Consider the following 15,058-nt stretch of genomic DNA (forward strand, 5'->3'; position numbering starts at 1 on the left):
CCGCGCGGTCAGGGCGACCACGCGGCCTGCGTCGAGACGAAGGCTCAGCGGTTCCGACGGAACAGCAGACCGGCCGCGACCCGCCCGACCAGGAAGATGCCGAGGCACCACAGCAGCGCCGGGAGCGCCGAACCGTCCACGGGCGTGCCGAGCAGCAGCCCGCGCAGGGTGTCCGTGATCGGGGTGACCGGGTTGAACCTGGCGATGGTCTCCAGGGCTACGGGCATCGTCTCGGGCGGCACGAACGCGCTCGACACGTAGGGCAGGAAGAGCACCGCGAACGTGAACCCGCTGGCGGCCTCCGGGCCGGACGCGACGATCCCGATGGCGACGGCCACCCAGGTCAGGGCGATCACGTAGAGGGCGATCAGACCGACCGCGGCGACCCACTCGAGCGGTGCCGCGGCCGCGTCGAACCCGATGAGGAACGCGATCCCGAAGACGAGCGCGGTGGACACGGCGTTCCGCGCCATGCTCGCCACGACGTGGCCCGTGAGCACGCCCGTCGGCCGGATCGGCAGCGACCGGAAGCGGTCGATGATGCCGCCCGTCATGTCGCTGGCGACGTCGACCGCTGTGTTCGCGGCGCCGTAGCCCGCGGTCAGCAGGATGATGCCGGGGACCACCCAGTTCACGTAGTCGACGCCGGTCTGGATGGCGCCACCGAACACGTAGACGAACATCAGCAGCAGCATCACCGGCAGGATCACCGACAGCAGCACCGTGTCGAGCTGCCGTAGCGACCGCCGCAGGCAGCGGTCGATGAGGGCGCCGGTGTCGTGGGCGGTCCAGCCGACGGCGGGGGCGGGGGCGAGCGTGGTCATCAGGACTCCCGGGAGGCGACGAGTTCGGGGGCAGGCTCGGTGGGCCGGCCCGTGAGGGTGAGGAAGACGTCGTCGAGCGTGGGGGAGCGGACCTCCCAGGTGTCGACGTCGACGCCGCGGCGCTCGATGTCGGCGAGGATCCGCCGGACGTCCGGCACGGAGCCGTCGGTGGTGATGCGCTCCTCGGCACCATTCGTGAGCCGCAGCTCGACGTGCGCGGAGCCGACCGCGCCCTTGAGCTCGCGGGCCGTCCCGTTCGCGATGACGCGTCCGTGGTCGATGACCGCGATGCGGTCGGCCAGCTGGTCGGCCTCCTCGAGGTACTGCGTGGTGAGCAGCACCGTGGTGCCGGCGGCGACGACCGACCGGATCACGTCCCACAGGTCGTTGCGGCTGCGGGGGTCGAGCCCGGTCGTCGGCTCGTCGAGGAACACCACCTGCGGCCGGGCCAGCAGCCCCACCGCGAGGTCGAGCCGCCGCCGCATGCCTCCGGAGTAGGTCTTGACCACGCGTCGGCCGGCGTCGGTCAGGTCGAAGAGCTCGAGCAGCTCGGCGCTCCGGGAACGGACCTCGGCCCGCCCCAGGTGCGCCAGCCGGGCCATGAGGTGCATGTTCTCGACGCCCGTGAGCAGGTCGTCGACGGCCGCGAACTGCCCGGTGAGGCTGATGGCGGCCCGCACCTCGGCGGGCTGCCGCACGACGTCCTTCCCGGCCACGTGGGCGGTGCCGCCGTCGGGCCGCAGCAGCGTCGACAGGATGCGCACGGTCGTGGTCTTGCCGGCGCCGTTGGGCCCGAGCAGGGCGAGCACCTCGCCCGAGCCGACCTCGAGGTCGACGCCGTCGAGCACGGTGAGGTCGCCGTAGGACTTGCGCAGTCCCCGGGCGACGACGACGGGTGCAGTCATCGCGATCTCCTTTTTTGTGTATGGCGTAAACTGTGTGTGTACTTCATACACACTTATAGGATCACGGGTCAAGGAGGTGCTGTGGACGACGACGAGGCACGAGAGGTTGCCCGCGAGGCCGAGGAGGCCCGCCGCGAGGCAGAGCTGCTACGGCGGGACCGGGAGAAGGCAGAGCGCGCCGAGGCCAAGGAGGCCGACCGCCGACGCCGCGACCTGGAGAAGGCCGAGCGGGACGCCCAGAAGGACGCCGACCGCCGCGAGCGCGACCGGCTCCGGGCCGAGCAGGACGCCCTCAAGCAGGCCGAGCAGCGACGCAAGGAGCAGGAGCGCGCCGCGCAGCAGGCGGTCCGCGAGGCTGCCCGTCAGCTGCGCGAGGCGGAGAAGGCCCAGCGCTCCGCCGCACTGGCCCAGCAGCAGGCTGCCCGAGAGGCCGAGAAGGCCCGCCGGCACGCGGTGCGCGTCGCCGGTGCGGACAGCGTCCCGGTGGACCTGCCGCCGGGCATCGCCGTGCTCTGGCGCACCCCTGCCCCCGGCCGTCCCGGCCCCCGACCCGGTCTCACGCTGGAGCAGATCGCCGACGCCGGCATCGCGCTGGCCGACGCCGAGGGGATCGAGAGCGTGTCGATGGCCCGGCTGGCGGAGTCGCTCGGGTTCACCACGATGTCCCTGTACCGCTACGTCTCGTCCAAGGACGAGGTGCTGAGCCTCATGTCGGACCGCGCGGCCGGGCGGCCCCCCGTCGTCGGCCCCGAGGTCGGGGGCTGGCGCGACCGCCTCGAGCTCGTCCTCGCGGTCCAGCAGCCGATCCTGCACGCCCACCCGTGGCTCGCCCGCGCGTCCGAGGTCCTGCACGCCGTCGGACCGGGACGGCTCGCCTGGATGGAGGCGATGCTCTCCGCCCTGGACGGCACCCCGCTGTCCGAGCACCAGAAGGTGGGCGCGATCGGCCTGCTCGCCTCGCACACGCTGGACCGGCTGCGGATCGGCGAGGAGCTGAGCAGCTCCGGGCGGACCGCGGCCGTCGGCGCGACCGCGGACGGCGCACCGGCGCCCGACCTGGGCGCGCTGATCACCATGCTCGCGTCGCCGGAGGAGCACCCCGCGCTCCGGCGGGCCGCCGACCAGGGCGCGTTCTCCTTCCCGGACGACGCCCTCGAGGACGAGGACGAGCTGGACTTCGGGACCGTGCTCATCCTCGACGGGATCGAGCGCCTGATCGCGCTCGCCTCCTGACCCGCCCACAGCCCACGCCGTCCACAGCACCGGTTCGCGTGTCGGTGGCGCGCGGCAGACTCGGCGCATGACCTCGCTCGACGTCCCCCGCACCGGCCGCTGCTTCGGCGACGGCAACCCCGTCTACGAGCAGTACCACGACGAGGAGTGGGGGCGACCCGTCCACGGGGAGCACGCCTTGTACGAGAGGTTCGCGCTCGAGGCGTTCCAGTCCGGGCTCGCCTGGATCACCATCCTGCGCAAGCGGCCCGCGTTCCGGGAGGCCTTCGCGGACTTCGATCCCGAGGTCGTGGCCGCGTTCGGTGACGACGACGTGGCGCGACTCATGGCGGACGCCGGCATCGTGCGGAACCGCGCCAAGATCGAGTCGACGATCGCCAACGGCCGCGCCCTGCGGGACCTGCACGCGTCGGGTCGCACGCTCGACCAGGTGCTCTGGTCGCACGCCCCCGACCGCTCCACGCACGAGCGTCCCCTCACCTGGGCGGACGTGCCGGCGCAGACGCCGGAGAGCCGGGCGCTGGCCAAGGAGCTCAAGCTGCTCGGCTTCCGGTTCGTCGGCCCCGTCACCGCGTACGCCGCCATGCAGGCCTGCGGCGTCGTCGACGACCACCTGGCGACCTGCCCCACGGTCACCGGCGCCTGGCGCGTGGCTGACCTGCACACCTCTTCCGCCTGACCACTGCGTCGAGCCGGCTGCTGCCCCCGCGCGCCCCGGGCACCCGTTACTCCCGCCGGGTGACGCTCGCGCAGGGCCCTCGGCACGGACCGAGACACGGACTAAAGTGCCCGCATGACGGACAAGCCCGACTCCGACGTTCGGCGTGATGCCGCGCGCGCGGCGGCCGAGGCTCTGGCGGACAACGTCGTCCCCGATGCCGAGATCCTCGAGGCGGTGCAGCACGGGCTCCTGTCCGTCCCGGCCGGCTCCCCGAACTCCTGGTTCGACGTCCCGTCGCAGCGCAGCCGCATGCACACGAGCACCCTCGCTCCTCGCCGTCCGCACTGACGACGGCAGGACGAGCCCGCCGTCGCGGGCCACGTCGCTCTGCGCTGCGTTCCGATGAGCTCACCGATCAGTGCGGTGACAAGCAACGGACTCTCGCGTCTCATCCATCGAGCATCGTTGCCCAGCATGTGATCTGCGGTCTACCATCACGCCTACCATCCAGAGCGGCCGAGAGACCTGGCTCCACGACGCCGCAGCAACCCCCCTCCTCGCGAGGGTGTGGGTGCTTCCGCCAGGGACGATGGAGTGAGCGATGTCCCGCAGGTCATGTGTCCCCGCACCGCACCGGTGCCAGGCGACCCCTTCGGTCGCGCCATGAGCGCCGCCGCCGTGGCGCCCCGCACGCCCGGCCTGCACGCCGAGCCCCGCCCGCGCGCGCAGGCCGCCAACGACCGCCCGACCATCTCGTTCGAGCTCTTCCCGCCGCGCAACCCCGACGCGGCCCCCCGCCTGTGGGCCACCATCCAGGCGCTCGAGTCCGTGAAGCCGGACTTCGTCTCGGTCACGTACGGCGCCTCGGGCAAGACGCGGGTGACCACACGCGCGCTCGTGCGCCGGCTCCTGCGCGAGACGTCGCTCAACCCGATCGCCCACCTGACCTGCGTCGGGACGTCGCGCGAGGAGATCACCACGATCGTCGGCGAGTTCCTCGACGAAGGCCTGAGGTCGTTCCTCGCCCTGCGCGGGGACCCGCCCACCGACCAGAGCAACTGGGAGGCCCACCCCGACGGCCTCCAGACCGCGGGCGAGCTGGTCGAGCTGCTGCGGGAGATCGAGGCGCAGCGGTGCGCGGACAGCCCCTCGCAGGCGGTCCGGGCGCGCGTGCGTCCGCTGTCGGTCGCTGTCGCGGCGTTCCCGCGCGGCAACCACGCGACGGGCGGCACCCGCGCACAGGACGTCGCCTCCCTGCTGGCCAAGCAGGAGGCCGGCGCCGACTTCGCGATCACGCAGGTGTTCTTCGACGCGGACGACTACCTCGGTATCGTGGCGGAGGCCCGGGAGGCCGGCGTCACCATCCCGATCATCCCGGGCATCATCCCGACCACCGACCCGGCCCGGCTGCTGCGCGTGCAGGAGCTGACCGGCGTCCCCGTACCGCACGACCTGCTCGACCTGCTCGGTTCCGCCGACGACGAGCTCGACCGCCATCGCCGGGGCATCCGGGCGAGCGTCGACCTGGTCAACGGCGTCCTGGACGGCGGAGCACCCGGCGTCCACCTGTACACGTTCAACCAGCATCACGCCGCACTTGACCTGCTCGAGGGTGCACACCTCGACGGCGGAGCTCGGACAGCTCCCGACCTGGCCAGCTGGCCGCAGGACACGGCTCCCGCCCGATCCACGAGGGACTGAGAAACACATGAGCGAGACCACCCCCACGTTCCCGGCGAGCTCCGTGCTCGGCTACCCCCGCATCGGCCCGCGGCGCGAGCTGAAGAAGGCCCTCGAGGCGTTCTGGGCCGGCCGCACCAGCGCCGACGAGGTCGAGGCGACCGCCGCCGACCTGCGCAAGCGCACCCGCACGCGCCTGGCCGAGCTCGGCCTGGCCACCGACGTGCCCGCCATCCCGAGCGCGTTCTCGTTCTACGACCACGTGCTCGACGCGACCGCCGTGGTCGGTGCCGTGCCGGCCCGCTTCGCGGACGTCGTCGGCGCCGACGGTGCGCTCGACCTCGCCGGGTACTCCACCGTGGCCCGCGGCCGCGGCGACGACCTGCCGCTCGAGATGACCAAGTGGTTCGACACCAACTACCACTACCTGGTCCCGGAGATCGGCCCGGAGACCACGTTCCGCTACGCCAGCGACCGACCCGTGCGGGAGTTCAAGGAAGCCCTCGCGGACGGCGTCCTCACCCGTCCGGTCATCGTCGGTCCGGTCACGTACCTCGCCCTGGCCAAGGCCACGGAGGACGCGCCGGAGGGCTTCGCCCCGATCGACCGCCTGGCGGACCTGCTGCCGGTGTACGCCGAGCTGCTCACGGACCTCGCCGCCGCGGGTGCCACCTGGGTCCAGCTGGAGGAGCCGGCGCTGGTCTCCGACTCGGTCGCCGTGCCGGCCGAGCAGCTCCTCGCCTCCGTCATCGAGGCGTACCGCGCCCTGGCCACCGAGCTGACCCGCCCGACGCGTCCGGCCATCCTCGTCGCGGCGCCGTACGGCGACCTCGGCGCGGCGTTCCCGGTGCTGGCCGCCACGGACGTCGAGGCCATCAGCATCGACCTGGTCCGCGGCCACGCGCCCGCGGAGTCCGTCCCGGGCCTGGAGACCAAGACGCTGGTCGCCGGCGTCATCGACGGCCACAACATCTGGCGTGCGGACCTCGACGCCAAGCTCGCGATCCTCGAGCAGCTCGAGGGCCTCGGCGCCGCCGCGGTCACCGTCGGCACGTCGACGTCGCTGTTCCACGTCCCGCACACCACCACCGACGAGCCGAACCTCGACACCACGCTGACGTCCTGGCTCGCGTTCGCCGACGAGAAGGTCGTCGAGGTCGTCACGCTGGCGGAGGGTCTGACCGAGGGCCGCGAGGCGATCCACGAGCAGCTGCTCGCCGCCACCGACGCCGTGAACTCCCGCCGCACGGCGCCCGGCGTCGTCAACCCCGAGGTCCGCGACCGCGTCGCCGCCCTCGACGAGAGCGCGTTCAACCGCGGCCCGTTCGACGAGCGCAAGATCGCCCAGGCGGCTCGCCTCAATCTCCCGCCGCTGCCGACGACGTCCATCGGCTCCTTCCCGCAGACCACCGAGATCCGCACCGCCCGCGCGGCGTTCGGCAAGGGCGAGCTGACGGAGGCGCAGTACGACGAGGAGATGAAGGCGGAGATCCGCCGCGTCGTCGAGCTGCAGGAGTCCATCGGCTTCGACGTGCTGGTGCACGGCGAGCCCGAGCGCAACGACATGGTCCAGTACTTCGCGGAGAACCTCGACGGGTTCGCCGTGACGCAGAACGGGTGGGTCCAGTCCTACGGGTCGCGCTGCACGCGTCCCTCGATCCTGTGGGGCGACGTCTCGCGGCCGAAGGCGATCACGGTCGAGTGGTCGGCGTACACGCAGTCGCTGACCGAGAAGCCCGTCAAGGGCATGCTCACCGGCCCGGTGACCATCCTCGCGTGGTCGTTCGTCCGCGACGACCAGCCGCTCGGTGACACCGCCAACCAGGTCGGCCTCGCCCTGCGCGACGAGATCGCCGACCTCGAGGCCGCCGGCATCGCCGTCATCCAGGTGGACGAGCCCGCCCTGCGCGAGCTCCTCCCGCTGCGGGTCGAGGACCACGCCGCGTACCTCGACTGGTCGGTCCGCTCGTTCCGCCTGTCGACCGCCGGCGTCCGCCCCGACACGCAGATCCACACGCACCTCTGCTACTCGGAGTTCGGCGAGATCATCGGCGCGATCGACGGCCTGGACGCCGACGTGACGTCCATCGAGGCGGCCCGCTCGAAGATGGAGATCCTCGGCGACATCTCGGCGGCCGGCTACCCGCGCGGTATCGGCCCGGGCGTCTACGACATCCACTCGCCGCGCGTCCCCAGCGAGGCCGAGGTGGAGGAGCTGCTCACCGAGGCGGTCAAGGCCATCGCGGTCGACCAGCTCTGGGTCAACCCTGACTGCGGCCTGAAGACCCGCCGCTACGAGGAGGTCGCCCCGTCGCTGGAGCACATCCTCGAGGCGACGCGGAAGGTGCGCGCCACCCTCTGATCCACCCGACAGCCCCGGACGCCAGCGAGTGTCCGGGGCTGTCGCGCGTCCTAGGGTCGGTCCCGTGACGATCTTCGACACCGTCCCCCTCGACCAGCTGCGACGACGCACCAGCGAGAAGTGGCGGCACTACCCGCCGGACGTGCTGCCGCTGTTCGTCGCGGAGATGGACGTGCTGCAGCCAGTGCCGGTGGTCCAGGCCGTCACCGACGCGATGCGCCTGGGCGACACCGGGTACCCGTCGGGCACCGGGTACGCCGAGGCGATGGCGGCGTTCGCGGCCGACCGGTGGGACTGGGCGGTCGACGTCGCGGCGACGCGGCTGGTCCCCGACGTGATGCTGGGCGCCGTCGAGGTGCTGCGGCTGGTCACCGACCCGGGCGGCGCCGTCGTGATCAGCCCACCGGTGTACCCCCCGTTCGCCGCGTTCGTCAGCTACGCGGACCGTCGGCTGGTGAACGCCCCGCTCGGCCCCGACGGCCGGCTCGACCTGGAGTCCCTCGACCGGGCGTTCGGCAGGGCCACCGCGACGGGCCGCCGCGCCGCGTACCTGCTGTGCCACCCGCACAACCCCACGGGCACGCTGCACACCCCGGCCGAGCTGCGAGCGGTCGGGGAGCTGGCCGCCCGGCACGGCGTCCGGGTGGTCGCCGACGAGATCCACGCCCCGCTCGTGCTGGCACCCGGCAGCCGGTTCGTGCCCACCACGACACAGATCCCCGACGCGATCGCCCTGCACTCGGCGTCGAAGGCGTTCAACCTGGCGGGCCTGCGCGCCGCGGTCGCGGTACCCGGACCGGATGCGGTGGACGACCTCGCCCGCCTGCCCGCGGTGGTGGCCGACGGCGTCACCCACCTCGGTGCCCTGGCTCAGCAGACGGCCTACCGCGAGAGCGGGGCCTGGCTGGACGAGGTGCTCGACGGGCTCCGGCACAACCAGCGCCTCGTCGCGGACCTGCTCGCCACACAGGTGCCGACCGCCGACTGGTCACCCCCGGAGGCCACGTACTTCGCGTGGATCGACCTGCGCGCCCACGAGGCAGTCCGGGCCGGAGCGGATCCCGCCCGGCTCGCCCTGAACCGCGGCCGTCTCGCGCTCAACCCCGGTCCGACGTTCGGCGTCGAGGGGACCGGCTTCGTCCGGCTCAACCTGGCCGCCTCGACGGCCACGCTGACGGACGCCGTCGCTCGGCTCGCGCAGGCCCTGGAGGACGTCGCAACCGTTTCGTGACCAAGACCCGCCGCCCGAGGACTCATGTCGACCCCCGGAGTGTGCCGATCTGTCCTTACGGAGCCCACGAAAAGGCCCACGCCTGTACAACGAAGTCATGGGAGATCGACGTGGTGAAGTGCGATGAGTGCAGCTCGGCGGTGCAGGTCTGCGAGCGCTGCGACGGCGTCGGCCGCAAGCGCTGGTCCGGGGAGTGCAGCTACTGCCGCGGGACCGGGCAGACGTGCATGAAGAACGGCAACCACCGCTGGTGACACGACTGCGCCCCGCACCGGAGAGGGCGGGGCGCGCGATGGTGCAGGTCAGCTGAGGCGGACAGCCAGGCTGGCGAGCCGGTCGACGATGCGGACGTCCGCATCCAACCAGGGGACGTCGTGCCACTGGTGCGGCGCGAGCCACCGGAGCTCGTCGTGCTCGACGAGCGGCTCCGGCGTGCCTTCCACGACCTCCGCCAGCCAGATGCGCATCACGTAGTCGTCGGACAGTCGCCACAGCCCGTCGTCGGGACCGACGACCTCGTCGCCGAGACCGATGCGGACCCCGAGCTCCTCGCGGATCTCGCGGTGCAGCGCGTCCTCGGGTGTCTCGTCCCCGTCGACCTTGCCGCCGGGGAACTCCCACCGACCGGCGAGACGTGCCGGCACCGCCCGCCGTGCGGCGAGCAGCTCTCGTGGGTCGTCCAGGTCGTCGACGATCGCTGCTGCGACGACGAGTACGGGTGCGCTCATGCGGTGAGTCTGCCAGGCCCGCGTGCCGCGGACGTGGGGCTGAAGGGACGGCCCACGTTTCTGGAGCCGTCGAACCATTCTCAGCGAATGCCGTGCTCGACTGCCCAGGCGACTGCCTCGGCACGCGTCGAGGCACCGATCTTGCGGTACACGCTGCGGACCTGCGACTTCACGGTGTTCCTCGTCACGAAGAGTCGCGTCGCGATCTCCTCAAGCGTGACGTCCTCGGCGAGCTCCGCCAGCACGACCCGCTCGCGGCGCGTCAGTGCGTCGTTCGAGAGCCCGACGGTCCTGCTCGTCTCCAACATGCTCATGATTTCCTCCGGTGTGCTGCGAGATCCGGGGGGTCCGGGTCACGCTTCTGGGCTGCGTACCGGATGAGAGAGGGCTGGTGGTGAGCCATGACGCCACTTCCAGCAATCTCCTCATGCGCGGGTTCCCCCCCGCCATGCGCCCGATCGCGCTTGCCACCCACAATGAACGCCGGTTGCCCCGGCTGATACGCCGAACGTGTGATCAGTTCCGAGTTTTCACCCGGACGACTGACCAGGACGTGTGGCGTGGTTCACATCGGGACAACGGCGGTGACTCCGCTGAGGTTCAGCCGGGGTTCTGCGCTGTGTACTCAGCAGCGGTCAGCAGCGGTCCGGTCGATGCCACGTCGACCTTCAGCAGCCAGCCCTGTCCGTACGGGTCGGAGTTGACCACCGAGGGGTCCTCGACGGCAGCCTGGTTGATCTCGACGACCGTGCCGGACACCGGGGAGTAGAGCTCCGAGACCGACTTGGTCGACTCGATCTCGCCGACGACTGCGCCGGCGATGATCTCCTCGCCCACGGCGGGGAGCTCGAGATAGACGATGTCGCCGAGTGCGTCAGCCGCGATCCCGGTGATGCCGACGGTCGCGGGGGCGCCGTCATCCAGCCATTCGTGCTCGACCGTGTAGTGCAGGTGGGTGGGCAGCTCCGTCATGAGTGAGGCTCCTGTCGACTTCTTCTAGGGCTTGGTCTACCGGTGTCGGCGGTAGAAGGGAAGGGCTACCACCCGGACGGGTTCGTAGCGTCCACGCACGTCAACCGCCAGCTCGGTGCCCGGAGCACTGACCTCGGGGGTCACGTAGGCCATCGCGACGGGGTGGCCGAGGGTCGGTGACGGTGCACCGGAGGTCACCGTGCCGACCGTCGGGGCGTCCGTGGCGGTGGAGTGCTTGACCGGGTAGCCGTGCCGAGCAGCCCGCCGGCCGAGGCCTTCGAGCCCGACGAGGACGCGGGCGGGCTCCGACTGCGCACGCCCTTCGAGGGCTGCGCGACCGACGAACGGGAGCGGCTTGCCCTCGTCGTCGACCTTGTCCAGCTTCACCACGCGGCCGAGCCCGGCGTCGTGCGGGGTGGTCGTGCGGTCCAGCTCGTTGCCGTACAGCGGCATGCCGGCCTCGAGGCGGAGGCTGTCGCGCGCGGACAGCCCGGCGGGCACCAGCCCGAACGGCTCGCCGGCCGCGAGGAACGCCCTCCACAGGGCGGGGGCGAGGGCCGCGTCGAGGAAGAACTCGAAGCCGTCCTCCCCGGTGTAGCCGGTCCGCGCGACGAAGACGGGGTTGCCCTGGAACGTCATCGGGATGGCCGCGTAGTACTTCAGCGTCTCGGCATCGTGTCCGGCCTCGGCCAGCCCCTCGGTGGCGCGCAGGATCTCCAGCGCACGCGGTCCCTGCACGGCGATGAGGGCGGTCTGCGGGGAGCGGTCCTCGACGGCGACGTCGAACCCGGCGGTCCGCTCGGCGAACGCGGCGAGCACCGTGTCGTGGTTGGAGGCGTTGGCGACGACGAGGAACGTGTCGTCGGTGTCGCGGTACACGATCAGGTCGTCGATGACGCCGCCGTCCTCGGCACAGATCATCGTGTAGCGCGCACCCAGCAGACGCAGGCCGGACAGGTTGCCGACGAGCGCGTAGTCGAGGAACCGCCCGGCGTCCGGACCGGTCACCCCGATCTCGCCCATGTGCGACAGGTCGAACAGGCCGGCGGCCGTGCGGACCGCGGTGTGCTCGGCGATGTCGGAGGTGTAGCGCAGGGGCATCTGCCAGCCGGCGAAGGATGTGAGCGCGGCGCCGAGGGCGACGTGCTCGTCGTGCAGCGGGCTGTGGACGTCGCTCACGTCGGTCTCTCTCACTCTGCGTAGGACTCGATGGGCGGGCAGGAGCAGACCAGGTTGCGGTCGCCGTGCGCCCCGTCGATCCGACGGACCGGCGGCCAGTACTTGCCCTCGCGGAGGGCGGCCACGGGGAACGCGGCGAGCTCGCGCGGGTACGCCTGCTCCCAGGTGTCGGTGCTGACAGACGCGGCGGTGTGCGGGGCGTTCCGCAGCGGGGATTCGGCGACAGTCCAGCGACCGGCTTCGACGGCGTCGATCTCGCCGCGGATGGCGACGAGGGCGTCGACGAACCTGTCCAGCTCGGCCAGGTCCTCGCTCTCGGTGGGCTCGATCATGAGCGTGCCCGCCACCGGGAAGGACAGGGTCGGCGCGTGGAAGCCGTAGTCCATGAGGCGCTTGGCGACGTCTTCCGCGGTCACCCCCGTCTCCTTCGTGATGTCCCGCAGGTCGAGGATGCACTCGTGCGCGACCAGGCCGTTCGGGCCCGTGTAGAGCACCGGGTAGTGCCCGGACAGGCGCGTGGCGAGGTAGTTCGCCGCGAGGACGGCGGTCTCCGTGGCGGTCTTCAGCCCGTCCGGGCCCATGAGCGCGACGTACGCCCAGGAGATCGGGAGGATGCCGGCCGAGCCCCAGGGCGCCGCGCTGACCGGAGCCACCGTGTTGGCCGTCGTCGAGGACGGCGTCGGGTCGCCCGGTAGGAACGGTGCCAGGTGCGCCGCGACCGCGACAGGTCCGACGCCGGGGCCGCCGCCGCCGTGCGGGATGCAGAACGTCTTGTGCAGGTTGAGGTGGCTGACGTCGCCACCGAGCTCGCCCGGACGAGCCAGACCGACCAGCGCGTTGAGGTTCGCGCCGTCGATGTACACCTGTCCACCGGCCTCGTGTACGAGCTCGCAGACGGTGCGCACGCCCTCCTCGTAGACGCCGTGCGTCGACGGGTAGGTGATCATGATCGCCGCGACCTCGGCGCCGTGCTTCTCCAGCTTGGCGCGCAGGTCGTCGAGGTCGATCGAGCCGTCGGCGGCCGTCGCGACGACCACGACCCGCATGCCGGCGAGCGCCGCCGACGCCGCGTTGGTGCCGTGAGCGGACGCGGGGATGAGGCAGACGTCGCGCTTCTCGCCCCGCGACGCGTGGTACCCGTGGATGGCGAGGAGACCGGCGAGCTCGCCCTGGCTGCCCGCGTTCGGCTGCACCGACACCGCGGCGTACCCGGTGATCTCCGCCAGCCAGTCCTGCAGCTCCGTGACCAGCTCCGCGTAGCCGAGGGTCTGGTCCGTGGGGGCGTACGGGTGGATGGTGGCGAACTCCGGCCAGGAGATGGGCTCCATCTCCGCGGTGGCGTTGAGCTTCATGGTGCACGAGCCCAGCGGGATCATCGTGCGGTCGAGGGCCAGGTCCTTGTCCGACAGCCGGCGCAGGTAGCGCAGCATCGCGGTCTCGGAGCGGTGCAGGTGGAACACCGGGTGCATCAGGTAGGCACTGGTCCGACGCAGCCCGGCGGGCAGTGCGTTGCTGGAGCCGACACCGGAGAACCCGAAGGCATAGGTCCCGTCGTCGTCGGCGTCGAGGGTCGTGACACCCGCGACCGCGAAGGCCAGCACGATGCGCAGCAGGTGGTCGGAGCTCGTGCGCTCGTCGGCCGCGATCTGCACGTGGTCGTCGTCCGGCGCCCACAGGTTCACCCCCGCCGCTGCCGCCTGCGCGACGACCTCACGGGCCTTGCCGGGGACGACCGTGCGGACGGTGTCGAAGAAGGTGTCGTGCTCGACCGTGACGCCGATGCCGGTGAGCAGCTCGGCCAGGCCGGCGGCGTGGGCGTGCACGCGCTCGCCGATCGCCCGGAGGCCGTCGGGCCCGTGGTAGACGGCGTACATCGACGCGACGATGGCCAGCAGCGCCTGCGCGGTGCAGATGTTGCTCGTCGCCTTCTCGCGACGGATGTGCTGCTCACGGGTCTGCAGCGCGAGGCGGTAGGCGCGTGCGCCGTCGGCGTCGATCGACACGCCCACCAGGCGGCCGGGCAGCATGCGCTCCAGACCGGTGCGCACGGCCATGAACGCGGCGTGCGGGCCGCCGCCGAACAGCGGCACGCCGAAGCGCTGGGCGGAGCCGACCGAGACGTCGGCTCCGAGCTCGCCGGGGGAGGTGAGCAGCGTGAGCGCGAGCAGGTCTGCGGCGACCGTGACCAGCCCGCCGCGCTCCTTGGTCTGCGCGATGACGGCCCGCAGGTCGCGGACGCGGCCCGACGCACCGACCTGCTGGACGACGACACCGATGAGGTCGCCCTCGATCTCGGGCAGCCCGTCGGTGAGGTCCGCGACGACGACCGGCAGGCCGATCGCCTCGGCGCGGCCGAGCGTGACGGCGAGCGACTGACCGAACAGGTCGCGGTCGAGCACCACCGTGCCGGCCTTGCCACGGGCCGCGCGCCACATGAGCGCGACCGCCTCGGCGACCGCGGTGGCCTCGTCGAGGAGCGAGGCGTTGGCCACGTCCAGACCCGTAAGGTCCGTGACCATCGTCTGGAAGTTCAGGAGTGCCTCGAGCCGGCCCTGCGCGATCTCCGGCTGGTACGGCGTGTAGGCGGTGTACCAGGCCGGCGACTCGAGCACGTTGCGACGGATGACGGCGGGCGTGATCGTGTCCGAGTAGCCCTGGCCGATCATCTGCGTCATGACCTGGTTGCGCCCCGCGATGGTGCGCAGCGCCGCCAGCACCTCCTCCTCGGAGCGCGCGGCGGGCAGGTCCAGGGGGCGGTCCGTGCGGATGCTCGCGGGGACGGCCGCGTCGACGAGATCGTCCACGGAGTGATAGCCGACGACCGACAGCATGTGCGCGGTCTCACCGCCGCGCGGGCCGATGTGGCGGTCCGCGAAGACCTCGGCGGCCGGCGTGTGCTCGACGCTGGTGAACGGCACGGCGTCGGACAGGGTGTCCAGGTGGATGGCAGGGACGCCGCTCACGACGGCGTCGTGCAACTGGCTCAGATCGGTCACGGGCTGCTCCGCAGGGTCGTCCGGACATGCCGGGACGGTGGGTGGGCTCCCCGCTCTGTCATCTACGCGGTTGGGTACGCGCGACCTGAGAGTTTTGCCGGTCCGCCTGTCGGGGCGCGCCGGCTTGCACCGTCGGTGGGACCTGTCAGGGTCCGCTTTCCAGAGTTGCCTCGCCGTGGCGGTACAGGGGCCTGAGAGATTCCCGGGGAGGGTTGCTCCTTCGGCGCCCCGCACGTTGCGCGGGAGCTCTCCCGCCGCGGTTCGAGCAGCGTGTGAAGTTGTGGTGC

14 protein-coding genes and 2 riboswitches are annotated in these 15,058 nt (G+C 71.9%); of the genes, 7 read left to right on the top strand and 7 right to left on the bottom strand.

Going from position 1 to position 15,058, the window contains the following annotated elements:
• Positions 1-44 precede the first annotated feature (44 nt).
• Together J2X26_RS03995 and J2X26_RS04000 are read right to left on the bottom strand one after the other, a co-directional pair.
• Positions 45-824 (bottom strand): ABC transporter permease, encoded by a 780-nt coding sequence (locus J2X26_RS03995; RefSeq protein WP_307490021.1) that lies wholly within the window; start codon positions 822-824, stop codon positions 45-47.
• Positions 824-1,729, bottom strand: a complete 906-nt coding sequence (locus J2X26_RS04000; protein ID WP_307490023.1) for an ATP-binding cassette domain-containing protein — start codon at positions 1,727-1,729, stop codon at positions 824-826. Before J2X26_RS04000 ends, J2X26_RS03995 begins: the two co-directional genes overlap by 1 nt.
• A gap of 81 nt (positions 1,730-1,810) precedes the next feature.
• Here J2X26_RS04000 and J2X26_RS04005 point away from each other — a divergent pair, with 81 nt between their 5' ends.
• The 7 genes from J2X26_RS04005 to J2X26_RS04035 all read left to right on the top strand — a co-directional run bounded on the left by J2X26_RS04005 (position 1,811) and on the right by J2X26_RS04035 (position 9,150).
• Positions 1,811-2,962, top strand: a complete 1,152-nt coding sequence (locus J2X26_RS04005) for a TetR/AcrR family transcriptional regulator (protein ID WP_307490024.1) — start codon at positions 1,811-1,813, stop codon at positions 2,960-2,962.
• Between the two features lie 67 nt (positions 2,963-3,029).
• Complete coding sequence (locus tag J2X26_RS04010; protein WP_307490026.1) at positions 3,030-3,641, top strand: DNA-3-methyladenine glycosylase I; 612 nt, start codon at positions 3,030-3,032, stop codon at positions 3,639-3,641.
• A gap of 114 nt (positions 3,642-3,755) precedes the next feature.
• On the top strand, positions 3,756-3,971 hold the full coding sequence (locus J2X26_RS04015) for a hypothetical protein (RefSeq protein ID WP_307490027.1): 216 nt from the start codon (positions 3,756-3,758) through the stop codon (positions 3,969-3,971).
• A 152-nt stretch (positions 3,972-4,123) separates the two neighbouring features.
• Positions 4,124-4,219: riboswitch (SAM riboswitch) on the top strand.
• A 67-nt stretch (positions 4,220-4,286) separates the two neighbouring features.
• Complete coding sequence (locus J2X26_RS04020) at positions 4,287-5,324, top strand: methylenetetrahydrofolate reductase (protein ID WP_307490029.1); 1,038 nt, start codon at positions 4,287-4,289, stop codon at positions 5,322-5,324.
• 7 nt (positions 5,325-5,331) lie between these two features.
• Entirely contained in the window at positions 5,332-7,665 is a 2,334-nt protein-coding gene (gene metE, locus J2X26_RS04025; RefSeq protein WP_307490031.1) for a 5-methyltetrahydropteroyltriglutamate--homocysteine S-methyltransferase, read from the top strand.
• 64 nt (positions 7,666-7,729) lie between these two features.
• Positions 7,730-8,896, top strand: coding sequence for a MalY/PatB family protein (locus tag J2X26_RS04030; protein WP_307490032.1), 1,167 nt, complete (start codon positions 7,730-7,732; stop codon positions 8,894-8,896).
• A 110-nt stretch (positions 8,897-9,006) separates the two neighbouring features.
• Positions 9,007-9,150: a hypothetical protein gene (locus J2X26_RS04035; protein ID WP_307490034.1), complete on the top strand. Its 144-nt coding sequence runs from the start codon at positions 9,007-9,009 to the stop codon at positions 9,148-9,150.
• 48 nt (positions 9,151-9,198) lie between these two features.
• Here the strand turns inward: J2X26_RS04035 and J2X26_RS04040 are convergent, their stop codons facing one another.
• From J2X26_RS04040 to gcvP, 5 genes are all read right to left on the bottom strand, one after another.
• Positions 9,199-9,624, bottom strand: a complete 426-nt coding sequence (locus J2X26_RS04040; protein WP_307490036.1) for a (deoxy)nucleoside triphosphate pyrophosphohydrolase — start codon at positions 9,622-9,624, stop codon at positions 9,199-9,201.
• Positions 9,625-9,704: 80 nt separating this feature from the next.
• Entirely contained in the window at positions 9,705-9,938 is a 234-nt protein-coding gene (locus tag J2X26_RS04045; RefSeq protein WP_055916219.1) for a helix-turn-helix domain-containing protein, read from the bottom strand.
• A 286-nt stretch (positions 9,939-10,224) separates the two neighbouring features.
• A complete protein-coding gene (gene gcvH / locus J2X26_RS04050) occupies positions 10,225-10,596 on the bottom strand; it encodes a glycine cleavage system protein GcvH (RefSeq protein WP_307490038.1) in 372 nt (123 codons plus the stop codon).
• 36 nt (positions 10,597-10,632) lie between these two features.
• Positions 10,633-11,775, bottom strand: coding sequence for a glycine cleavage system aminomethyltransferase GcvT (gene gcvT, locus J2X26_RS04055; protein ID WP_307490040.1), 1,143 nt, complete (start codon positions 11,773-11,775; stop codon positions 10,633-10,635).
• An 11-nt stretch (positions 11,776-11,786) separates the two neighbouring features.
• Positions 11,787-14,714: an aminomethyl-transferring glycine dehydrogenase gene (gcvP, locus tag J2X26_RS04060; protein WP_439897820.1), complete on the bottom strand. Its 2,928-nt coding sequence runs from the start codon at positions 14,712-14,714 to the stop codon at positions 11,787-11,789.
• Positions 14,715-14,940: 226 nt separating this feature from the next.
• Positions 14,941-15,035: riboswitch (glycine riboswitch) on the bottom strand.
• Positions 15,036-15,058: the final 23 nt, after the last annotated feature.

Origin of the sequence: Cellulomonas humilata (assembly GCF_030814415.1) — a bacterium.
Lineage (GTDB): Bacteria > Actinomycetota > Actinomycetes > Actinomycetales > Cellulomonadaceae > Cellulomonas > Cellulomonas humilata_A.